At 74.6% G+C, this 20873-nt stretch carries 16 protein-coding genes; 11 read left to right on the top strand and 5 right to left on the bottom strand.

Annotated elements, in window-relative coordinates; all coding sequences use genetic code 11:
* The first annotated feature begins 64 nt into the window (after positions 1 to 64).
* The 4 genes from ACIRBX_RS34215 to ACIRBX_RS34200 are packed head-to-tail and all read left to right on the top strand — an operon-like array spanning position 65 to position 2473.
* Positions 65 to 1138, top strand: a complete 1074-nt coding sequence (locus ACIRBX_RS34215; protein ID WP_402303383.1) for a sugar kinase — start codon at positions 65 to 67, stop codon at positions 1136 to 1138.
* A gap of 11 nt (positions 1139 to 1149) precedes the next feature.
* Positions 1150 to 1272, top strand: coding sequence for a hypothetical protein (locus tag ACIRBX_RS34210; protein WP_402303380.1), 123 nt, complete (start codon positions 1150 to 1152; stop codon positions 1270 to 1272).
* Positions 1269 to 2021: an IclR family transcriptional regulator gene (locus tag ACIRBX_RS34205; RefSeq protein ID WP_402303378.1), complete on the top strand. Its 753-nt coding sequence runs from the start codon at positions 1269 to 1271 to the stop codon at positions 2019 to 2021. The genes ACIRBX_RS34210 and ACIRBX_RS34205 overlap by 4 nt, the downstream gene beginning before the upstream one ends.
* A 29-nt stretch (positions 2022 to 2050) precedes the next feature.
* Positions 2051 to 2473 (top strand): RidA family protein, encoded by a 423-nt coding sequence (locus ACIRBX_RS34200; RefSeq protein WP_402303376.1) that lies wholly within the window; start codon positions 2051 to 2053, stop codon positions 2471 to 2473.
* 7 nt (positions 2474 to 2480) lie between these two features.
* On the opposite strand, the gene ACIRBX_RS34195 is transcribed toward ACIRBX_RS34200, so the two are convergent.
* Entirely contained in the window at positions 2481 to 3683 is a 1203-nt protein-coding gene (locus tag ACIRBX_RS34195; RefSeq protein ID WP_402303374.1) for a Dyp-type peroxidase, read from the bottom strand.
* Positions 3684 to 3714: 31 nt separating this feature from the next.
* On the opposite strand from ACIRBX_RS34195, the gene ACIRBX_RS34190 reads away from it, so the two are divergent.
* Positions 3715 to 5025 carry a nitrous oxide reductase family maturation protein NosD gene (locus ACIRBX_RS34190; protein ID WP_402303373.1) on the top strand — a complete coding sequence of 437 codons (1311 nt, stop codon included), beginning with the start codon at positions 3715 to 3717 and terminating at the stop codon, positions 5023 to 5025.
* Between the two features lie 122 nt (positions 5026 to 5147).
* On the opposite strand, the gene ACIRBX_RS34185 is transcribed toward ACIRBX_RS34190, so the two are convergent.
* Positions 5148 to 5903: a hypothetical protein gene (locus ACIRBX_RS34185; protein WP_402303372.1), complete on the bottom strand. Its 756-nt coding sequence runs from the start codon at positions 5901 to 5903 to the stop codon at positions 5148 to 5150.
* A gap of 114 nt (positions 5904 to 6017) precedes the next feature.
* Complete coding sequence (locus ACIRBX_RS34180; protein WP_402303370.1) at positions 6018 to 6395, bottom strand: hypothetical protein; 378 nt, start codon at positions 6393 to 6395, stop codon at positions 6018 to 6020.
* 219 nt (positions 6396 to 6614) lie between these two features.
* Here ACIRBX_RS34180 and ACIRBX_RS34175 point away from each other — a divergent pair, with 219 nt between their 5' ends.
* Complete coding sequence (locus ACIRBX_RS34175; RefSeq protein ID WP_402303368.1) at positions 6615 to 6968, top strand: hypothetical protein; 354 nt, start codon at positions 6615 to 6617, stop codon at positions 6966 to 6968.
* Between the two features lie 66 nt (positions 6969 to 7034).
* Here ACIRBX_RS34175 and cpt read toward each other — a convergent pair whose 3' ends face one another.
* Positions 7035 to 7574, bottom strand: a complete 540-nt coding sequence (gene cpt / locus ACIRBX_RS34170; RefSeq protein ID WP_402303365.1) for a chloramphenicol phosphotransferase CPT — start codon at positions 7572 to 7574, stop codon at positions 7035 to 7037.
* Positions 7575 to 7828: 254 nt separating this feature from the next.
* Between cpt and ACIRBX_RS34165 the strand changes: the two genes are divergently transcribed.
* The 5 genes from ACIRBX_RS34165 to ACIRBX_RS34145 all read left to right on the top strand — a co-directional run bounded on the left by ACIRBX_RS34165 (position 7829) and on the right by ACIRBX_RS34145 (position 13620).
* A complete protein-coding gene (locus ACIRBX_RS34165; protein WP_402303362.1) occupies positions 7829 to 9196 on the top strand; it encodes a helix-turn-helix transcriptional regulator in 1368 nt (455 codons plus the stop codon).
* 269 nt (positions 9197 to 9465) lie between these two features.
* Positions 9466 to 10191: a hypothetical protein gene (locus ACIRBX_RS34160; protein WP_402303360.1), complete on the top strand. Its 726-nt coding sequence runs from the start codon at positions 9466 to 9468 to the stop codon at positions 10189 to 10191.
* Between the two features lie 2 nt (positions 10192 to 10193).
* Positions 10194 to 11522, top strand: a complete 1329-nt coding sequence (locus ACIRBX_RS34155; protein WP_402303359.1) for a UDP-N-acetylglucosamine 1-carboxyvinyltransferase — start codon at positions 10194 to 10196, stop codon at positions 11520 to 11522.
* Positions 11519 to 12577 (top strand): serine hydrolase domain-containing protein, encoded by a 1059-nt coding sequence (locus ACIRBX_RS34150; RefSeq protein WP_402303356.1) that lies wholly within the window; start codon positions 11519 to 11521, stop codon positions 12575 to 12577. Before ACIRBX_RS34155 ends, ACIRBX_RS34150 begins: the two co-directional genes overlap by 4 nt.
* Positions 12574 to 13620: a UDP-N-acetylmuramate dehydrogenase gene (locus ACIRBX_RS34145; RefSeq protein ID WP_402303355.1), complete on the top strand. Its 1047-nt coding sequence runs from the start codon at positions 12574 to 12576 to the stop codon at positions 13618 to 13620. The genes ACIRBX_RS34150 and ACIRBX_RS34145 overlap by 4 nt, the downstream gene beginning before the upstream one ends.
* Before the next feature lie 100 nt (positions 13621 to 13720).
* Here the strand turns inward: ACIRBX_RS34145 and ACIRBX_RS34140 are convergent, their stop codons facing one another.
* On the bottom strand, positions 13721 to 20746 hold the full coding sequence (locus ACIRBX_RS34140; protein ID WP_402303352.1) for a SpaA isopeptide-forming pilin-related protein: 7026 nt from the start codon (positions 20744 to 20746) through the stop codon (positions 13721 to 13723).
* Positions 20747 to 20873: the final 127 nt, after the last annotated feature.

Here is a 20873-nt window from a genome sequence, read left to right as displayed (position 1 = left end):
GACGGTTCTAGCATTCACGCCGGGCGCAGTCAACGGACCGCCCGGTCACAGGGGAGTGCACACCATGACTGTTCACGACGGGGGTGCCGGAGCGGCCCAGGCGGTCTGCATCGGCGAGTCGATGGCCGTGCTGCTGCCGGACCGTCAGGGGCCGCTGGACACCGTCGCCTCCTTCAGCCCCGCCGTCGGCGGGGCCGAGTCCAACGTCGCCTGCGGGCTCGCCGGGCTGGGCGTCCCCGCCGCCTGGGTCAGCCGGGTCGGCACCGACGGCTTCGGCCGCCGTCTCACCGAGGAGCTGGCCGCGCGCGGGGTGGACGTCTCCGGCGTGCTCACCGACCCGCACCGGGCCACCGGCGTCTACCTCAAGGAGACCGGCGGCACCGCCCACCCGCACGACCTCGGCCCCGGCCGCAGCCGCCTGCACTACTACCGGACCGGCTCCGCCGCCTCCGCGCTCTCCCCCGCGGTGCTGGCCGAACCGGCCGTCGCCCGGCTGCTGGACGGCGCCCGGCTGCTCCACCTCTCCGGCATCACCCCGGCGCTCTCCGACGGCTGCCTGGCCCTGACCCGCGCGCTGCTCGCCGACCGCCGCCCCGGCCGGCTGGTCAGCTTCGACCTCAACTGGCGCCCGGCGCTGTGGCGGGACCGCGACCCGGCGGTGCTCCCCGCCCTGCTGGACGCGACCGACCTGCTGCTGCTCGGGGCCGACGAGGCCGAGGCCGCGTTCGGCGCGGTCGGGCCGGCCCGGCTGCGCGAGCTGTTCCCCTCGCCCGAGGTCCTGGTGGTCAAGGACGCCGAGCACCAGGCCAGCGCGCTGGCCAGGGACGGCAGCGCCGTCACCGAGCGGGCGCTGGCGGTCGAGGTGCTGGAGCCGACCGGAGCCGGGGACGCGTTCGCGGCGGGCTACCTGGCCGGCACCCTGCGCGGGCTCGGCGCGCGCGAGCGGCTGAGGCTCGGCCACCTCTCGGCCGCCTCCGCCCTCACCACCCCCGGGGACCACGGCGTGCTGCCACCCGCCCGGGTGATCACCGCCCTGCTGGCGGCCTCCGCCGAGGAGTGGGCCGCGACCCGGGTGACGGCGGATGGCATCGTGTCCCCTGTCCTGCCCCTCACCCTGCCCCGGCCCCGAACGCCATGAACCGAGCCGCCATGAACCGCACCGTCCCGCGCCGCAGCACCCCGTGCCGTGCCGCCTCGCACCGCACCGGCCTGCCCTGCCCCGCCTCGCCCCGCACCGCCTCGCCCCGCACCGCCCCGCAGGGCGCCTCATGAGCCAGACCGTCACCCGCGCCCTGCGCCTGCTCGCCGAACTCGGCGAGGGCGAACGCTCGCTGGACCAGCTCGCCGAGCTGATCGGCGTGCACAAGACCACCGTGCTCCGGCTGCTCCAGTCACTGGAGGAGGAGCGCTTCGTCTACCGCGACGCGGCCTACCGCTACCACCTGGGCGCCGGCCTGTTCGCGCTGTCCGGTCTGGCCCTGGAGCAGCGCGGCATCCGCGCGGTGGCCGCCCCGCACCTGCGCGAGCTGAACGCGGCCACCGGCCAGACCGTGCACCTGGCCGCCTACGAGGGCGGCGAGGTGGTCTACATCGACAAGTACGACTCCCGGCACCCGGTCAGGATGTACTCCCGGGTCGGCCTGCGGGCCGCCCTGCACAACACCGCGGTGGCCAAGGTGCTGCTCGCCGACCTCCCGTCCGCCGAGCGGCGGCGGGTGGCGGAGACCATCGAGTACACCCGGCACACGCCCCGCACCATCACCGAACCGGCCGCGCTGCTGGCCGAGTTGGACCTCGTCGCGGCGCAGGGCTGGGCCCAGGACCACGCCGAGCACGAGTCCTTCATCAACTGCGTGGCGGCACCGGTCCGGGACGCCACCGGCCGGGTGGTGGCCGCCGCCTCCATCTCGGTGCCGGACGTGGTGCTGCCGTACGAGCGGGTGCTGGAGCTGGTGCCGCAGCTGCGCGCCACCGCTGCCGCGATCTCGGCCGACGCCGGCCTGCCGCCCAAGACCCCCTGATGACCCTTCAGCAAGGAGAGACCCCGAAGATGACCGAGAACGCGAAGCTCGTGAAGACCGAGATCCGCACCGACGGTGCCCCCGCCCCCGCCTGGAGCTTCTCGCAGGGCGTGCGCAAGGGCCCGATCCTCCAGGTCTCCGGCCAGGGTCCGCAGGACCCGGCCACCGGCGAGTACCTGTACCACGGTGACGTGAAGGCCCAGACCCGCCGCACTCTGGAGAACGTCAAGGCGATCGTGGAGGCGGGCGGCGCCACGGTCGAGGACGTGGTGATGTTCCGCGTCTACCTCACCAAGCGCTCCGACTTCGCGCTGATGAACGAGGTCTACGCCGAGTTCATCGAGGAGAACATCGAGCCGGGCGCCGTGAAGCCCTGCCGCACCACCATCTTCTGCGAGCTGCCGCAGGAGCCGATGCTGGTCGAGATCGACGCCCAGGCCGTGGTCGGCTGACCGGCGGTCAGAGCAGCGGGGTGCCGTCCGGTCCGGCCGGCGGCACCCAGCCGACCGCCGAGGCGCGGTGCTCGGTGAAGGCGGACAGCGCGTCCCGCTCGGCCAGGCGCTGCTGCACCCGGACGAAGAGCGCCGGATCGCGCAGGTAAGCGCAGAACGCCAACCCCCGCTCGTCCGGCCCGTCCTGGTAGCCGTAGCCGAGCCGGAGCATCCGGGCACCGCCGTCCAGCCGGGGGTTGGCCTGCCGGACGTGGGCGCCGGCCGGCACCACGTACCGGCCGTCGGGGTGCTTGGCGTGCAGGTCCGGCTCCTCGTGCTCGGCGGTGCCGCCGAGCGGTCGGCCGTCCTCGCGGCGGCGGCCGATCACCTCCTCCTGGCGCTCCGCCGGGAGCGCGCCGAACCCGGCCGTGTCCATCGCGATCCGGCGGTAGACCAGGTGGCAGCCGCCCGCGTGCGGCCCGTCGGGCAGCCAGATCCGGCTCCGGTCGGCGGGGTCCGGATTGGCGGTGCCGTCCTTGAAGCCGAACGCGTTGCGCGGCGTCGCGCCCGGAGCGGTCGGCGCCAGCTCCCCGGCCTGCCGCCAACGGGCCGTCAGCTGCCCGGCCGCCGCCCGGTCGTCCAGCCGCGCGGCGGCGGCGGTGAGCTGCTCGGCCCCGTCCGGGCCGCAGAGCTGGACCAGCACGTCCCCGCCGCCGCGCGCCGGGTCGAGGCGGTCGCCGGGGAAGGCCGGGAGTTCGGCGAGCGCGGGTGCGGCCAGCGGTAGCCGGCGCAGCGGGCCCGGGCCGAGGGCCAGCACCGCCCGGACCTCCGGTGGGAGACCCCGGAGCCAGTCGGCGCACAGCGCGCGCAGCGCGGCGGCGCCCGTGCTGCCGGTCAGGCCCGCCGGGAGGTCGTAGGAGAGCACCAGGGTGTACGGCAACTGCGCCTCGGTGAGCGCTCGTTGGGGTGTGCCGAGCGGGCGGACGGTGGCCGGTGGGCGGGGCGTGCCGGATGCCCGGGGCGGGCCGGCCGGGCGCAGGGTCGTGGCCGGGCGCGGGGTGCCGACCGGCCGCGGTGTGCCGGCCGGGCCGGGCGGTGTGGTCCGGGTGGTCCGGTCCGCCCGGGTGGCGGTGGCGACCAGGGCGGCGGCCCCGCCGGTCAGGGTGGCCAGGACGCCGCCCAGCAGCAGCCGGCGGGGGAGCGGAGCGGGACCGGGCGGCGAGGGGTGCACGGCGGCGATTGAACCCGGTACACAGGGTTTCATGCGAATTGTGCGGATCTGCCGGGCCGTCACCCCCGGCCGCCCGGAGGGCGGTGCGGCACGGCGTCGGCGCCGGCCGCTGCTCGGGACGTTCTTCCTGGTGAACGCGGTGCTCACGGCCGTGTCCGGCTGCGCCGGCACCCCTCCGGGCGGGGACGCGGCGGCCCCGCGCCCGGCCGCCGTGCTGCACGTGCCGGGGGAGTACCCGACCGTCCAGGCGGCGGCGGATTCCGCCCGTCCGGGTGATCTGGTGCTGGTCCGTCCGGGGGTCTACCGGGAGGGCGTCACCCTGCGCACGCCCCGGGTGGTGCTGCGCGGCACGGACCGTCAGGGCGTGGTGATCGACGGCGAGTTCCGCCGGGCGAACGGGATCACCGTGACCGGCGCCGGATCGGCGGTGGAGAACCTGACGGTGCGCCACCACCTGGCCAACGGGCTGCTGTTCACCGGCGTGACGGACGAGCGGCTCCAGCAGCGCGGCGCCGGCGGCTCCGGGTACGACCCGCTGGACACCGTCAAGTACCCGCCGCTCCAGGGCTTCCGGGCCTCGTACGTGACCGCCGACGCCAACGCCCTCTACGGCATCTACGCCTTCGACGCGCACGCCGGGGTCATCGAGCACTCGTACGCCTCCGGCCAGGCCGACTCCGGGATCTACGTCGGCCAGTGCCGCCCCTGCGACACCGTGGTCCGGCAGAACGAGGTCTCCCACAACGCGGTCGGCATCGAGGTCACCAACGCCTCCGAGAGCCTCTGGTTCCTGGGCAACCGGATCGTCGGCAACCGGGTCGGCATGACCCTCAACTCCAACGACGTCGAGGCGCTCGCCCCGCAGCACGGCGCCGTGGTGGCCGGGAACGTCATCCGCGACAACAACGACCCCGACAGCCCCGAACAGGCCGACGGCGGCTTCGGCATCGGCCTCGGGATCGGCGGCGGCACCGGCAACCTGGTGACCCGGAACCTGATCACCGGCAACGCGGCGGCGGGCCTGCTGGTCACCGACGTTCAGGGCCACCCCGCCGACGGCAACCGGCTGGCGGGCAACGCGCTCTCCGGCAACGGTGCCGACGGCGTGCTGACCGCACTCGCCCGCACCGGCAACTGCTTCTCGGCCCGGCCCGACGGCCCGTGCACGCCGGTGGCCGACCGCCCGGCCGCCGTCACCGCACCGCCGGGCCGCTCCTTCCGCACGCTGCCCCCGGCCCCCGCGCGACCCGGATCGGCGGACCCGGAGACCGCCCCGCCGATCGCGGCGGTCGGCCTGCCGGGGCCGGTCCCGGCGGACGACTACCCCCTGCCGGACTCCTGACGGACCGGTGCTTGCTTGCCTGCCCGCCTGTCGGTGCCGGGTTGCGCCAGCTGCCGGGACGTCAGGGGCTGCTGTCCCTCCTGGTGGGGCGGTCGCCGTCGTACGCACCCACCGGGCTGCCTCTACCCGGGAGTCGGACCGCTCGACGGAGCGGGCGTCCGGCCGGTGCCCCGGCCCGGTACTTCCCAGGGGGTGGCCGGTACCTGGTGGGTCGCCCGACGCTCCGTCAGGTCCACCGTCACGGGCTGGGCCAGGCCGTCCACCCGGAGCCGGAAGCGGCCGAGGTTGCCCTCGCCGTCCACCCAGTAGGAGAGCCGGGCCTCGCCGCCCGCGTGGTCCCTCGGCAGCGGTCCCGAGAACACGTCGTAGCCCCGGCCGTCCGCGAGCCGCTCGGTGCGCAGCCAGCGGGCGCCGGACTGGGCGAGCAGTTGGGCGTTGTCCGGGCGGTCGGTGCCGAGCACCATGACCACCCGTAGCGCTGCGTCCAGCGGATCGTCGGTGTACGCGCGGGCGGACCAGGCGTTCGGCGGCATCCCCGCCGCCGCCCCGACCGCCTCCGGGACCGTCCGCCGCTGCCCGGGGGCGACGCCCAGCCCGGTGGCGTCCCAGGCGAGCAGCCCGGTCGCGCCCGCGGTGGACTCGTAGCTCCCGACCGCGTGCCCCGTCCGGTAGTCCACCAGCCCGTGCACCCGGGTCCGGGCGTCCCCGTCCGGCACCTCCACCTCGACCACCACCGGGCTGGCCTCGTAGCTGGTCAGTCGGGACAGTGCCAGCCGCCCGGCCTCGTCCGTGGTCACCGGCCGGCTCGGGTGCTCCTGCTGACGCGCCGTCACCCCACCGGCCACCGCCACGGCCACCAGCCCCGTGGCGGCCGCCACCACCACTGCCCTGCCGCGCCGTACCCGCACGTCCTCCGCCTCTCGCCGCCGGGCCGCCAGTTCAACGCCCGGCAGCTGGCACGGCAACCGAACGCGCCCCGCGCGGCGGCGACTTCACCCGGTCGGGCTCCGGAGTGCGGCCGGGATGAGCAGTACCCGGTTCGGCGTCCAGCAGTCCGACTGCCGGGTGCCGACCTCGGCGCCGCAGCCCGCGCAGACCAGGTTCGGACCGTCCTGGCCGTCGAGCCCGCAGCAGCCGTTGAGGCGGCTGTCGTCCGGGTGCTCCACCGTCCCGGGGACGTCGTCGGGGTGCAGCAGCAGCTCCCCGTCGTGGGCGTCCTCGCGGTAGGTGCCCTCGATCGCGGACGGCGGGGCGTCCAGGCGGCCGGTCCGGCCCCGGCGCTTGGGGTTGCCGGTGTCGGCGGCGCGGCGGGTGATGCGGAGGTCCTCGGTCAGGGTGTGCCCGCAGGCGCGGCAGGCGAAGACGGTCATGTGCCCATTCTGTGCCGTGGGCCTCCGGGGCCCGGCGAAGGGGGCCCCGCCCGCCGGGCCCCGGCAGGAGCGCGGGGCGGAGCCGGTGCGGTGGCCTTCCACCCCGCACGTACGGGCGCAGGGACGCCGGTGCGGCCCAACTCTGCTGGCATCAGCATGCCCTGACACAGTGACAGTCCGGCCGCTCGCGGTGTCGGTCCCCGGTCGTACGGTCCGGGCATGGATACCACCACCGCCCCCGGCGGCACCCGGAGCTGCCCCGACACCGCAGGCCACCCCGGTCTGGACGGCGCTCCCGTCAGCTGGATCACCCCCACGCTCTGGGAGGCCCTCACCACCCTCGCCGTGCACCTCGACCCGTCGGCCGTGATCGAACCGGACCTGGCGGCCTGCCAGGCGCTGCGCCTGGTGCTCGCCGCCGCCTACGACACCGGTGAGCCCGGCGAGCCGCGCGGTCAGCTCTACGTCACGCCCGCGGTGGCCCAGCTCGGCCACCGCCCGGTCTGGATCCACCGCTCGGCCCCCGGCGGCCCGCTGACCGCCCGCTTCCCCACCGACCCCTGGCCCGACTGACGATCCGGCGATCCGGCGATCCGATGGCCCGCCGGCCCGCCGGCCCGCCGGCCGGCTGACGGCCGGTCAGCCCTGCGGCAGGTGGGCGGCGATGGCCCGGGCGCAGTCCGCCGGGGTGGCGTGGGTGCTGTCGACCTCCAGGTCGTACCGCACGCCGAGGTGCACCACCGCCGCCTGCCGGGCCGCCATCCCCGCGATCCGGTCGCCCCGGGCGGCCTCCCGCCGGGTCGCCTCGGCGGGGTCGCAGCGGACCCCGACCCAGAGCGCGTCCGTCCCCGCCAGGGCCGTCTCCCAGCTCGCCTGGGACTCGGCCCCGCCGAGGAAGACGTCGTCGACCACCACCCGCGCCCCGGCCCGCGCCGTCGCCACCACCCCGGCCATCCAGGCCGCCTCCAGCACCCGGAAGTCCGCCCCCACCTCCACGCCGCCGTCCTCGGTGAGGACGATGCCGTCCTCGGCCTCCCGCAGCCGGGCGGGCAGGGCCTCCACGAACCCGTCGATCGCGAACGCCAGCCACGGGTCCGGCAGGACGGCCTGGAGCTCCCGCACGATGCTGGACTTCCCGGCGCTGGAGCCGCCGTTGAGGATGATCACCCGAATCGTCATGCCCTCACGGTAGGCGATCCCCCGGGGTCGGTCGGTCGGCGGGAACGGTGCGGGCGAGGGGCCGAGATGATCATCGTAGGGTCCCAAGTGTCCACTCGGTGGGGCCCGTTCACCCTCGGGAGTGGTCCCGCGCCGGGGGGTCGGGGGGTGGTGGAAAGCTGTGCCGGAGTGGCTGCGGCATCGGCTACTGTCCACCTCGCTGCGGTGACGGTCCGTGGTGCGGGGAGCGCGGACGGTCAGGGGTCGAAGTGGCGGTGGGCGGCAGCACGTTCGGCAGGTACCTCGCGCTCCGGCGGGCGGAGTTGGGGTGGACGCAGAGCCGACTGGCGGCCGAGGTGCGGCGCAGTGAGGACTGGATGTCGTCGGTCGAGCGGGACGTGCAGCAGGTCAAGGACCTGGTGCTGCTCCGGCGGTTGGCGGAGGTGCTGGGCTGCGGCTTCGAGGAGTTGGCGGAGCTGCCGCAGCCGGCGGCGGGGCGGGTGAGGGTACGGGCCCGGGGGCCACGCGGTGGGCGGGCGGCCTCCGTCGCTCCGGCCTCCACGGCTCCGGCCGGCGGCGGGACGGTGGAGGGCGAGGGGCGGCGCCGCCCGTTCGAGACGGTGGCCGCCGCCGCGCTGTTCGTCCCGCTCCCGCCTCGGCGGGCGGCGGACGCGGTGCACGCCGATCCGGAGCACCCGGGCGGTGTGGCGGGCTGGCCGCTGGCCGGGCTGGAGGACCTGCTGCTCTACGGAGCCGTCCGGTGGCCGGCGGGGGAGCGGGAGCCGGGCCGGGAGATGGTCGCCGAAGACCTGCTGAGGTCCCGTCAGGAGTTCGGCGCCGCCCGGTACGACGCGCTGGCGGCGGCCCTGCCGGGGCGGATCGCGGTGGCCGGCGCGGTCGGCCCGGCCGAGGAGCGGGCCCGCGCTCTCGCGCGGCTGTACAACCTCGCCGCCCGGCTCTGCATAAAGCTCGGTGACAACGGCCTGGTGGCGGTGACGGCCGACCGCGCGCTGACGGCCGCCAGGGCGGGTGGAGACCCGCTGGTCACTGCCGAGGCGCGGCGGATGGTCTCCAGTGCCTGGCGGCGGCAGGGCAGCCTGGTCAGGGCGACCGACATCGTGGTGCGCGCGGCGGAGGAACTCCTCGGCGAGACCACGGTGCCGGAGCCGGACCGGCTGGCCACCCGGGCGGACCTGTACGCGACCGCCGCCTACACCGCCGCCAAGAACGGGGACCGGGCGTACGCGCACGCGCTGATCCGGGAGGCGGCCGACAGCGCGGCTGCGGCCGGTCGGGCCTCCGGGCTGGTGGACGGCGTCCGGGGGGTCGTGCTGCACGAGCTGTCCGTGCACTACGAACTGGGCGATGCGGGACGGGCGGTGGAGGTGGCGGCGGGAGTGGACCCGGCCGCGCTGCCGAGCGCCGAGCGCCGGGCCCGGTACTTCATCGATCTGGCCAGGGCCTTCGACCAGTGGGACAAGCCCGAGCGGTGCCATCAGGCCCTGCTCGCGGCGGAGGAGGCCGCCCCGCAGGAGATCCGGCGGGGCGTGGTCCGGGACCTGACCGCCGGTCTGCTGCGGCACGACCGGAGGGTGCCGGGGGTACGCGACCTCGCGGTCCGGGCCGGCGTCCCCGGCGTCTGACCGGACGCCGGACGCCGGACGGTTGGCGGAGGCCCGCCCCGAGCCCGGTCCGGGCCCGCCCCGAGCCCGCCCTGCGGCCGACCCGTAGCCCGGCCACGGGTCGTGGTGCGGCTGCGGGCCCGGGGCGGACCCCGGGGTGGCCCCGGAGGCGGGGCCGGGGCCGGGCGCGGGCCGTAGCCCGGCGACGGCTCGTAGCGGGCCTGCGGATCGGCGCGGTCGATCGGCTGTTCACTGGTGCAACTCCCGTTCCCCTCAAGGCTGGAGGCCATGTGCCCAAGCAGAACGCGCCCGTCCCGGACCGGCTGGACCGCCGGACCGCCCCGTCCTACTACGTCGACGTCCGGCAGGTCACGGACCCACTGGTGCGGCAGCTGCTCGGCTCCTGTCCGAGCGTGTTCGGCCTCAAGGCAGCGGCGGCCGAGCTGATCGCCGACCTGCCGGACCCGTCCCCGGGGGGTGCCGCCGGGACCGTCGAACCGGGGGCCGAGGTGCGGGGGCGGGTGATCGTGGCACCCGGTGCGGTGATCGCCCGGGGGGCGTCCGTCATCGGCCCGGTGCTGGTCTGTGCCGGTGCGGTGGTCGGGGCAGGAGCCCGGGTCCGGGACAACACGGTGATCGGGCCGGACTGCCGGATCGGCTTCGGGGCCGAGGTGACCCGGTCGCTGCTGGTGGGGCGGGTACTGATGAAGCACGCCGGGTTCGTCGGCGACTCGGTGCTCGGACTGGGCGTCAACATCGGTGCGTTCGTCTCCACCACCGGCCTGCGGATCACCTCGGGGCCGGTGACCGAACCCGCGGTCGAGGAGATCTGCGTCCGGCTGGACGGTCGTCGGCTGGCGACCGGGCAGACCAAGTTCGGTGCGGTGATCGGGGACGGGGTGGTGGTCCCGGCGGGCACCGTGCTGCAACCCGGCACACTGGTCGGCGCGCACAGCCTGCTGCACCCGAGGACCCAGGTCGGCGGGTTCTTACCGGCCGGAAGCCAGGGGCGGTGACCGTGTCCGGAACCGAGCCGTCCGTGCGGATCACCGGAGGCCGCCCGCTGCGCGGCACCGTCACGGTGCAGGGCGGCAAGAACATCGCCCTGCACCTCTACGCCGTGGGCGCCCTCGCCGACGAGCCGCTGACCCTGACCGGTGCGCCGGAGATCCTGGACACCGGGGTCTGCGCCGAGATCCTGCGCCGTACCGGCGCCCGAACCACCGTCCGGGCCGGGGAGTTCACCGTCCGTCCGGCGGGCCACCCCCATCCGGTGATCCCGGCCGGCCCGGGGCGGCGGATCCGGACCACCGCCGTCCTCGGGGCCGCGCTGCTGGCCCGGGCCGGGTGGGTCGGCTTCCCGATGCCGGGCGGGGATGCGTTCTGCGTGCGGCTGATCGACCGTCACCTGGCGGCGATGACGGCGGCCGGCTGCGAGGTCGAGGTGGCCCGGGGCCGGGTGCGTGCCCGGTTCGGGCCCGGCAGGCGGCGGCCGTTCGCGGTGGACGCCGCCACCCGGCGCTGGGGGCCCAGCCTCGGGGCGACGGTCACGGCCATGCTGCTGGCCGCCAGGGCGCCCGGCACCTCGGTGATCCGCAATCCCAGCCGGGAACCCGAAGTGATCTGCGCCGCAGCGCTGTTGGAGCAGTCCGGGGTGGGTGTCGAGTGGGGCGACGGGGAACTGCGGGTGACGGGCACCGGGTACGTCCGGGGCGGGGTGTTCGCGGTGCCGCCGGACCGGCTGGAGGCCGCCACCCTGGCGCTGGCGGCGGCGGTCACCGGCGGCTCGGTGCGGTTGGCCGGTTTCCCGGTGAGCGCCTTTCCCGCCGGGCTGGTCGCGGTGTTCGCGGCGGCGGGGATCCACCTGAGCGACGGCGACGGCGACGACACCGTCGGTGGTGACGCGGCCGGGGCAGGCGGCGGGACGGAGGTCCGGGCACCCGCCGGGCTCCGGGCGGTGCGGCTGGCCACCGGCCCGCACCCCGGCTTCCCCACCGACGTGCAACCGCAGTTGACCGCCGCGCTGGCCCGGGCCGAGGGCACCTCCCGGATCGAGGAACGCATCTACCGGAGGCGGGACAGCCATCTCCCCGCGCTCATCGCCTTCGGTGCCTCCGTCGGTGCCGCCGGTCCGGTGATCACGGTACGCGGGCCGTCCCGGCTGACCGCTGCCGACGTGGTCGGCCAGGACATCCGGGCGGTCAGTGCGCTGGTGATCGCGGCACTGGCCGCGCACGGCACGTCGACCGTACGCGGGCTCTACCACCTGCGCCGTGGCCACGGCCATCTGCTGCCCAAACTCGCCTCGCTGGGTGCGGAGTTGACGATCGAAGGGGATGTGACGTGACGCGTCCGTGGAGTGGGGCCGCGCTGGTCCGGCTACGGGAGGGCCTGGAGCGGCTGACCGCCGACGGCACCGTCCCGGGTGGGGTGATCGGCTACGGGACGGTCGGTGCCGCCCCCGGCTTCCTGGCCGCCGGGGTGGTCGCGCCGGAGTGCGGCGGGGCCCGTCCGGGGTCGGACACGCAGTACGACCTGGCCTCGCTGACCAAGGTGCTGGCGGTCTGGCCGCTGATCGGACGGGCGCTGGCCGCTGGGGAGTTGACCCTGGATACCCGGCTGCGGGACCTGCTGCCCGAGGTACCCGCCGGGGCGCCGGGCGGCCGGGTGACGGTCGGTGCGATCCTCACCCACACCTCCGGTCTGAGCCCGCAGACCAGGCTCGACCGCTACCGGGGCCGGGCGGAGCCACTGGTCCGGCTGATCTGTGAGGAGCCGTTGGTCGCCAGGAGCGGGGATGAGGACGGGGGCGGGCACCGGTACGTGAACCGGGGGTTCATCCTGCTCGGGCTCGCGCTCGCGCAGCTCCACGGCCGGCGCCTGGACGACCTCGCCGCCGGGCTGTGGGCGGACCTGCGGATGACCCGGACGCAGTACGGGCCGGTCGCCCGTTCCGCGGCGGTGGCCCCGACCGAGCGTCGGTTGGCCGGAGCACCCTGGCTGTGGGGCATCCCGCACGACGACAACGCGGCGCTGCTCGGCGGGGTCGCCGGCCACGCCGGGGTCTTCGGGACGGCCGCCGATCTCACCACCTTCGCCGCTCGAATCCTGGACAGAGGAGGGGAGTTGGAGGCGTGGCTGGAGATCAGCAGGCGTCCCCGCGTGGTGATCGAGCCCGGCTACCGGCGCGGTCTGGCGTGGGCGCTGACCGACGACGGGGTCTGCCTGCACCACGGTTTCACCGGCACCAGCCTCTACCTCGCCCCGGCCACCGGCCGCTACCTGGCCCTGTGCACCAACGCGGTCTACCACCACCGGGACAACCGCGCGGCCGTGGCCCCGCTCTGGGCCCTGGCCCTGGCGGAGATCGCCGACCACCGGGTCGACGGCGGTGCACCGTGACCGGCCGCTCCCTCGCCACCCTGACCACGCTGCGGCTCGGTGGTCCGGCGGCCGAGGTCCTGACCCTCTCCGACCCCGCCGACCGGGACGAGGCCCTCCGGGGCCTGGAACGTCGCACCGGCCGGGCCCCGGTGGTGTTGGGCCACGGCAGCAACGTCCTCGCCGCCGACGCCGGCCACCCCGGCACCGTCCTGCTGATGAACACCCGTGGCATCGCCCCGGTCCGGGGACCGGGCCGGACGGTGGACGTCACCGTGCAGGCCGGGCACCCGCTCGCCGACCTGGTCGGCTGGGCGGCGGCCGAGGGGCTGGCCGGCGTGGAGTGCCTGGCCGGCATCCCCGGCACGGTCGGCGCCGCCCCGGTGCAGAACACCGGCGCGTACGGGCGGCAACTCTCCGACGTGCTCCACCGCCTGACGGCCTGGGACCGGGAGACCGGACTGCTGCGGACCCTGCCCGCCGTGGCCTGCCGACTCCGCTACCGGGACAGCCGGTTCAGACGGGCACCGGGCCGGTGGGTGATCCTCACCGTGACGCTGCGCCTCACCCGCTCGCGCGCGGTCCCGGTGGTCCACCGGCCGTTGGCGCAGACCCTCGGTGTGCGGCCCGGCCTGCGGACGGGGGCATGGGCGTCCGTCGAGGAGGTGGTGGCAGCGGTGCTCGCCGACCGGCACCGGCGGGGCCTGCTCCGGGACCGGCACGGCGCCGAGGCCCGGCAGGCGGGATCGGTCTTCCTGAATCCGGCCGTCACCGCTGCGGCTGCGGCCCGCTGGTCGGCCCTCGGCTGCCCGGTCCACCCCGACCCGGACGGTCGGCCGCGGGTGAGCGCGGGCTGGCTGCTGGAGCACGTCGGCCACCGCCCGGGCAGCCCGGTCGCGGAGGGCATCCGCTGTTCGGCACGGCGGGCCCTCACGCTCACCGTCCACGACGGTGCCACCGCGACCGGCTTCGCCCGGGCCCTGGACCGCTTGGCCCACCAGGTGGAGGCGGCCACCGGGGTCGTGCTCCGGCCGGAGCCGGTGCGGATCGGCGCGTGGGCGTAGCGGGTCGCCCTGGCCCGGGACGTGGACATGCCTGCGGGGTGGGACCGGCCTTCGAGGCCGGTCCCACCCCGCAGGGATCAGGAGCTCAGGAGCTCAGTGATCACGCCTTGCGGCGACGCTGACGGAGGGTCAGCAGGAGCACCAGGCCGGCTGCGGTGAGCAGGGCGGCGGTGGTGGTGAGGAGGAAGGTCGGGATGCCGGTCTTGGGGAGGGGCTTCCGGGGCTTCTCCGGGGGCGGCGGCGGGATGCGGTCGTTGTCGACCGTCACGGTGGTGGAGGTGGTCGGGCCGTCGGTGCCGAGGGTCAGTTCGGTGACCGGCACGGTCGGGAGGCGGTAGCCGTCGGGGGCCTTGGTCTCCTCGGCGTAGTAGCGGCCGGGGGGCAGCGGGCCGAAGTGGCAGCCGCCGTCGGGGTCGGTGGTGCAGGGGGTGCCGATGCGGGTGTCCCCGTCGGCCTGGAGGCCGTCGGTGCCGTTGGTCTCCTGCCAGAGCTGGAAGACGGCGCCGGCCAGGGCGGCGTGCGTCCGGCCGTCCCGCTTGAGGAGGTGGACGTACCCGGGGCGGGGCTCGTTGACCACCGTGGCGGAGAGGCCCTTTCGGTAGTTCTCCTTGGTGATGGTGAGCGGGCCGAAGACGGTGGGGGACGGCAGCAGGTAGCCGACGGGGGCGGCGGTCTCCTCCCAGTAGTAGCTGCCGAGCCCGACCTCGGCGCTGCACTGGCCGGAGGCCGAGGTGCTGCAGGGGGTGCCGATCCGGGTGTCGGTGTCGGGCTGGAGGCCGGGGGTGCCGTTGGTCTCCTGCCAGAGCTGGAAGACGGCTCTGCCGAGGGCGTTGCCGGCCGGGTCGGTCTTGAGGACGGTGACCCAGCCCCGGAGCGGGCGGTTGACGGCGGTGACACTGACGCCCTGGTCGAAGGTGGCGACCGTCAGGACCAGCGGGCCGAACACCGGTCGGGCCGGGAGCTCGTAGCCGTCGGGGGCCTTGCTCTCCTGCCAGTAGTAGGTGCCGATCGGGACGTTGCTGAGGCACCGGCCGTCGGCCGGGGTGGTGCACGGGTCGCCGACCTTGGTGTCGCCGTCCGGCTGGAGGCCGTCGGTGCCGTTGGCCTCGCGCCAGAGCTGGAAGACGGCACCCGGGAGGGGCTTCCCGTCCGGATCGGTCTTCAGGACGCTGACCGCGCCGGGGAGGGGCTGGTCGACGGCGGTGACGCTCGCACCGGCCGCGTGGTTGGCGGCGGTGATGGCGAGCGGGCCGAAGACGGCCGGTCGCGGGAGCTGGTAGCCGGCCGGAGCCCGGGTCTCCTCCCAGAAGTAGGTGCCGATCCCGACGGTGGCCGAGCAGGTGCCGTCGAGCGGGGTGGTGCAGGGGGTCCCGACCTTGGTGTCGGTGTCCTGCTGGAGGCCGTCGGTGCCGTTGGTGTCCTGCCAGAGCTGGAACTCGGCGTCGGCCAGCGGGGTGCCGCTCGGGTCGGTCTTGAGGACCGTCACCTTGCCGGTCACCGGCTGGTCGACGGCGGTGGTGCTGACGCCCTGTCGGTGGTTGGCGGGGGTGAGGGTGAGCGGGCCGAAGACGGCCGGGTCCGGGAGCAGGTAGCCGTCGGGGGCCTTGGTCTCCTGCCAGTAGTAGGTGCCCAGGTCGACGGTGGTGGTGCAGCGGCCGTTGGCGGGGGTGGTGCAGGGGGTGCCGACCTTGGTGTCGGTGTCCTGCTGGAGGCCGTCGGTGCCGTTGGTGTCCTGCCAGAGCTGGAACTCGGCCCCGCCCAGCGGGGTGCCGCTCGGGTCGGTCTTCAGGACGCCGACCTGACCGGTCATCGGCTGGTTCACCACGGTGAGGGTGGCGCCGGCCGAGGCGTTGGCTGCGGTGATCTCCAGCGGTCCGGCCACCGGGCGGTCCGGCAGCAGGTAGCCGTCGGGGGCCTGGGTCTCCTCCCAGTAGTAGGTGCCGATCTCCACCTGCCGGGCGCAGCGGCCGTCGGCCGGGGTACGGCAGAGCTCGCCGAGCACCAGGTCCGGGGTGCCGCCCTCGCGCTGGAGGTCGGCCGTGCCGTTCGACTCCCGCCAGAGGCGGAACACGGCACCGGTGAGGACCTTGCCGTCGGGGTCGGTCTTGGTCACCGTGACCAGGCCCCGGACGGGCTGGTCGACGGCGGTGGTGCTGACGCCCTGTCGGTGGTTGGCGGGGGTGAGGGTGAGTGGGCCGAAGACGGCCGGGTCGGGGAGGACGTAGCCGTCGGGGGCCTTGGTCTCCTGCCAGTAGTAGGTGCCCAGGCCGACGGTGGTGGTGCAGCGGCCGTCGGCGGGGGTGGTGCAGACGGCGCCGACCTTGGTGTCCGTGTCCTGCTGGAGGCCGTCCGTACCGTTGGTCTCCCGCCAGAGCTGGAACTGCGCGCCCGCCAGCACCTTGCCGTCCGGGTCGGTCTTGGTGACGGTGACGGCGCCGGTCATCGGCTGGTCGACGGCCGTGGTGGTGACGCCGGTCTGGTAGTTCGTCAGGTCGAGGACCAGCGGGCCGAAGACGGCCGGGGCGGGCAGCTCGTAGCCCTCGGGGGCCTGCGTCTCCTGCCAGTAGTAGGTGCCGAGCTCGACCGCGGTGGTGCACCGGCCGGTGGAGGGGGTGGTGCAGACCGGGCCGACCTTGGTGTCGCCGTCGGTCTGGAGACCGGAGGTGCCGTTGGTCTCGTGCCAGAGCTGGAACTGCGCGCCGGCGAGGGTGTTGCCGGCCGGGTCGGTCTTGACGACCGTCACCTCGCCCTTGACGGGCTCGTTGACGGCGGTCGCGGTGACGCCGGCCTGGTAGTTGGCGCTGGTCAGGACCAGCGGGCCGAAGACCGGCTGGGCAGGAAGGTCGTAGCCCTCGGGGGCCCTGGTCTCCTGCCAGTAGTAGGTGCCCAGGCCCACGGTGGCGGTGCACTGCCCGTTGGCGGGTGTGGTGCAGGGGGTGCCGACCTTGGTGTCGGTGTCCTGCTGGAGCCCGGCCGTGCCGTTGGTGTCCTGCCAGAGCTGGAACTCGGCCCCGGCCAGCAGGTTGTTCCGGGGGTCGGTCTTCACCATGGTGACCACACCCGTCATGGGCTGGTCGACGGCGGTGGCGGTGACCCCGGCGGTGTAGTTGGCGGAGGTGAGGGTGAGCGGGCCGAAGACGGGCTGATCGGGCATCAGGAAGCCGTCGGGCGCCTTGGTCTCCTGCCAGTAGTAGGTGCCGAGCTCGACGGTGGTGGTGCAGCGGCCGTCGGTGGGGGTGGTGCAGACGGCGCCGACCTTGGTGTCGGTGTCCTGCTGGAGGCCGTCGGTGCCGTTGGTCTCGCGCCAGAGCTGAAACTCGGCGCCGGCCAGCACCTTGCCGTCCGGGTCGGTCTTGGTGACGGTGACCGCGCCGGTCATCGGCTGGTCGATCGCCGTGGTGGTGACGCCGGTCTGGTAGTTCGTCAGGTCGAGGACCAGCGGGCCGAAGACGGCCGGGGAGGGGAGCAGGAAGCCTTCCGGTGCCTTGGTCTCCTGCCAGTAGTAGGTGCCGAGCTCGACGGTGGCGGTGCAGCGGCCGTCGGCGGGGGTGGTGCAGGGGGTGCCGATCTTGGTGTCGGTGTCGGTCTGGAGGCCGGTGGTGCCGTCGGTGTCCTGCCAGAGCTGGAACTCGGCTCCGGCCAGCACCTGGCCCTTCGGGTCGGTCTTGGTGACCGTCACGCTGCCCTTGACCGGCTGGTCGACGGCGGTGGCGGTGACCCCGGCGGTGTAGTTGGCCGAGGTGAGGGTGAGTGGGCCGAAGACCGGCTGGGCGGGCAGCTCGTAGCCGGCCGGTGCCTTGGTCTCCTGCCAGTAGTAGGTGCCGAGGCCGACGGTGGCGGTGCACTGTCCGTTGGCGGGGGTGGTGCAGGGGGTGCCGACCTTGGTGTCCGCGTCCTGCTGGAGGCCGGTGGTGCCGTTGGTCTCGCGCCAGAGCTGGAACTCGGCCCCGGCCAGCACCGCACCCTTCGGGTCGGTCTTGGTGACCGTCACGCTGCCGGTCATCGGCTGGTCGACCGCCGTGACGGTGACGCCCTGCCGGTAGTTGGCGGTGGTCAGGACCAGCGGGCCGAAGACCGGCTGAGCCGGCATCAGGAAGCCGTCGGGGGCCTTGGTCTCCTGCCAGTAGTAGGTGCCGAGCTCGACGGTGGTGGTGCAGCGGCCGTCGGCGGGGGTGGTGCAGACGGCGCCGACCTTGGTGTCCGCGTCCTGCTGGAGCCCGGCGGTGCCGTTGGTCTCCCGCCAGAGCTGGAACTGCGCGCCCGCCAGCACCTGGCCGGCCGGGTCGGTCTTGGTGACCGTCACGGCGCCGGTCAGCGGCTGGTCGACGGCCACGGTGGTGACGCCCGCCTGGTAGTTGGCGGAGGTCAGCACGGCCGGGCCGAAGACGCTCGGGGTCGGGAGGGAGTAGCCGTCGGGTGCCTGGGTCTCCTGCCAGTAGTAGGTGCCCAGGTCGACGGTGGCGGTGCACTGGCCGTTGGCGGGGGTGGTGCAGGGGGCGCCGACCTTGGTGTCGGTGTCGGTCTGCAGGCCGGCCGTGCCGTTGGTGTCCTTCCAGAGCTGGAAGACGGCGCCCGGCAGCACCTTGCCCGCCGGGTCGGTCTTGGTCACCGTCAGCACGCCGGTCATCGGCTGGTCGACGGCCGTGACGGCGCCGCCCTGCTGGTAGTTGGCCAGGGTCAGCGTCATCGGCCCGAAGACCGGCTGAGCCGGCATCAGGTAGCCATCGGGGGCCTTGGTCTCCTGCCAGTAGTAGGTGCCCAGGCCGACGTCGGCGGTGCACTTGCCGTCGGCCCCGGTGGTGCAGGGGGTGCCGACCTTGGTGTCCGGGGTGGCGCCGTCGGTCTGCAGCCCGGCCGTGGAGTTGCTCTCCCGCCAGAGCTGGAAGACGGCGCCCGGCAGCACCTTGCCCGCCGGGTCGGTCTTGGTCACCGTGACCGTGCCGGTCGGCTGGTTGAAGCCGAAGTCGTAGGTGTGGTTGTTCTGGCCCGGTCCGCCGGTGGTGAGGGAGTACTCGGGGTACGTGCCGCCGGGCGGCACCCGGCCGTCGCTGTCGATGAAGTCGTTGCTGCCCGCGTCGGCCTGGGTCGGCACCCACTGGAACAGCGGGCCGCCGGAGGCGTAGTCGGCGGGCAGGTCGACCTTGACGGTGTACCGGGTGTTCGGCTTGAGGCCGCCCGCCACGTTGGAGTCGTCGAAGTAGTACTCGCCGCGCGCGGTCGTCTTCATGGTGCCGACGATCGTGCCGCTCGCGTCGTAGAGCCGGACGGTCGCACCGACCACCGGGTTCTCGCCGGGGTCCTGGATGCCGTCCTTGTCGACGTCGTACCAGACCCGGTTGCCGATCTGGAGCGGCGCCTCGTCGCACAGCACCTCCAGGTCGGCCATCGAGCCGCCCTTGCCGAAGGTGGTGGTGAGCCGGTTGCCGTGGGTGGCGTCGCGCGGGCTCTCGGAGCCGTCGCGGTTGGCGAAGGCGGTGCCGCCGGAGAAGATCTCGCCGACCGGGTCGACGGCGGAGCTGGCGATGGTCGCCTCGACCTTGGAGAGCGCGTTGCCGGCGAACATGCCGTTGCCGTGCTCCCAGTAGGTGCGGTTGTAGTAGTAGTTGGTGCCCCGTCCGGTCTTCCCGCAGCCGCCGTTCTCGGCCATCACGAAGGTGGTGCCGGAGAGGCAGGCCCGGGCGAGCGAGCCGCCGGAGGCCGGCTGGTAGAGGCCGCTGCCGGGGGCGATCACCTGGCCCTGGCCGAGCTGGTCGGTCAGGCGGTCGCGGAAGCCGAGGATCAGCGAGCCGTCGGTGTCGACGATGATGTCGGCCAGCATCGGCTCGGGGTTGGCGTAGTACCCGGCCGGGCAGTTCTTGCCGTCCTGCTGGTTCGGGATCCGGTCGTTCCAGGGGTACCAGGAGGCGCCCTTGCAGTTGGACGCCGACTCGAAGGAGATCGGGCGCGGGAAGTCCAGCTTCTCGTCCATCACCACCGCGCCGAAGGTCCCGGCCACCGGGTCGAAGGTGCGCACCACGGCGCGCAGGTCGGACTTCAGCTGGGTCGACTCGCCGGAGCAGACGCCGCCGACGTAGACCACGCCGTCCTGGATGCCGAGGCCGTACGGACGCCAGTCGCCGTCCGCCGGGCACGGGACTGTCGGCTGCGGGATCGGGTAGACGGCCTTGGCGGCGCTCGCGGTCTTCGCGGTGGCGTCGTAGCGGTAGAGCTGACGGTCCGCCAGGTTCACCACGTAGAGGTCCTGGCCGTCCTCCGAGACCTCGACGTCGCCGAGCGACTCCTTGGCCACGTACGGGGTGAAGCCGACGTCGGTGTCGGTGGCGAAGGCGTGGGCCGTGGTGCCGGCGTTCGGGACGGTGGTGAAGAGGGTGGTGGTGTTGGTGGCGCGGTCGGTCAGGTAGATCGCGCCCTGGCCGGACGGGCCGTAGCCGGCGCCGCGGTGGGCGTGGGCGCCGCTGAAGATCCACTTCTTCTGCTTGCCGTAGCCGATGCCGTACAGCGCACCGGTCTGCGCCTTGGTGGCCAGGTTGGTGGTCTGGTTGTCCACGCCGCGGGCGTTGTAGGGGAACTGCACCAGGGTCCGGGTGGTGGCGGCGTCCACCGGCGCGATGTCGCTGCGGATGCAGGCGGTGACCAGCGGCGCGTTCTTCTGGCAGTAGTCGCCCGGGTTCCAGAAGGCCGTGGTGTAGGAGACGTTCTTGCCGCCGGAGAGGTCGACGAACTCCTCGGTGCTGCTCAGCTTGTTCGGTGCCCCGGACAGGCCGGTGCGGTCGGCGAAGGCCGAGTACAGCACGCCCGGCTTGGGGTTGATCACCTGCACCCGGTACTTCCCGCCGGTCAGCGTGCTGGTGCCGGCGTTCAGGGTGACCTGGCCGTTCGTCCCGGTGGTGCCGCTGATCGTGGTGCCGGCGTCGTCGGTCAGATTGACCGTCACCCCGGCCATCCCGGGCTCCAGGACGCTGTCGTACGCGCCGTTCCCGTTCACCTCCCGGACCACCCGGACGGTGACCGAGCCGTCTCCGGCTGCGGCCTCGGCGCCGGGGATCCAGGCCCCGAGGTAGCCGGCGCAGAGCGAGAGGACGGTGAGAGCTGCTGCTCTCCTGGGTGGGCGGCGTAGCGCGGGCACCGGCGTTACCTGGGCCTTTCTCCGGGGGTCGTTCTCCGGAGAGTGCACCGGCGGGAACGGCCCCCACCTCCTGAAACGCCGTCAAACCGTATTGTCCGACACCGCTTTTCATCCGCTCGGACGATCA

The organism is Kitasatospora sp. NPDC096147 (assembly GCF_044763225.1).
Classification (GTDB): Bacteria; Actinomycetota; Actinomycetes; order Streptomycetales; family Streptomycetaceae; genus Kitasatospora.
Note: the sequence above shows the minus strand (reverse complement) of the source record. Positions and strands in the feature narration are given on the sequence as shown.

What these genes read in the sequence shown, in the direction of transcription:
- ACIRBX_RS34215 (WP_402303383.1), top strand. Translation starts at nt 65, where the DNA reads ATGACTGTTCACGACGGGGGTGCCGGAGCGGCCCAGGCGGTCTGCATC.
- ACIRBX_RS34210 (WP_402303380.1), top strand. Translation starts at nt 1,150, where the DNA reads ATGAACCGCACCGTCCCGCGCCGCAGCACCCCGTGCCGTGCCGCCTCG.
- ACIRBX_RS34205 (WP_402303378.1), top strand. Translation starts at nt 1,269, where the DNA reads ATGAGCCAGACCGTCACCCGCGCCCTGCGCCTGCTCGCCGAACTCGGC.
- ACIRBX_RS34200 (WP_402303376.1), top strand. Translation starts at nt 2,051, where the DNA reads ATGACCGAGAACGCGAAGCTCGTGAAGACCGAGATCCGCACCGACGGT.
- ACIRBX_RS34190 (WP_402303373.1), top strand. Translation starts at nt 3,715, where the DNA reads ATGCGAATTGTGCGGATCTGCCGGGCCGTCACCCCCGGCCGCCCGGAG.
- ACIRBX_RS34180 (WP_402303370.1), bottom strand. Translation starts at nt 6,395, where the DNA reads ATGACCGTCTTCGCCTGCCGCGCCTGCGGGCACACCCTGACCGAGGAC.
- ACIRBX_RS34175 (WP_402303368.1), top strand. Translation starts at nt 6,615, where the DNA reads ATGGATACCACCACCGCCCCCGGCGGCACCCGGAGCTGCCCCGACACC.
- cpt (WP_402303365.1), bottom strand. Translation starts at nt 7,574, where the DNA reads ATGACGATTCGGGTGATCATCCTCAACGGCGGCTCCAGCGCCGGGAAG.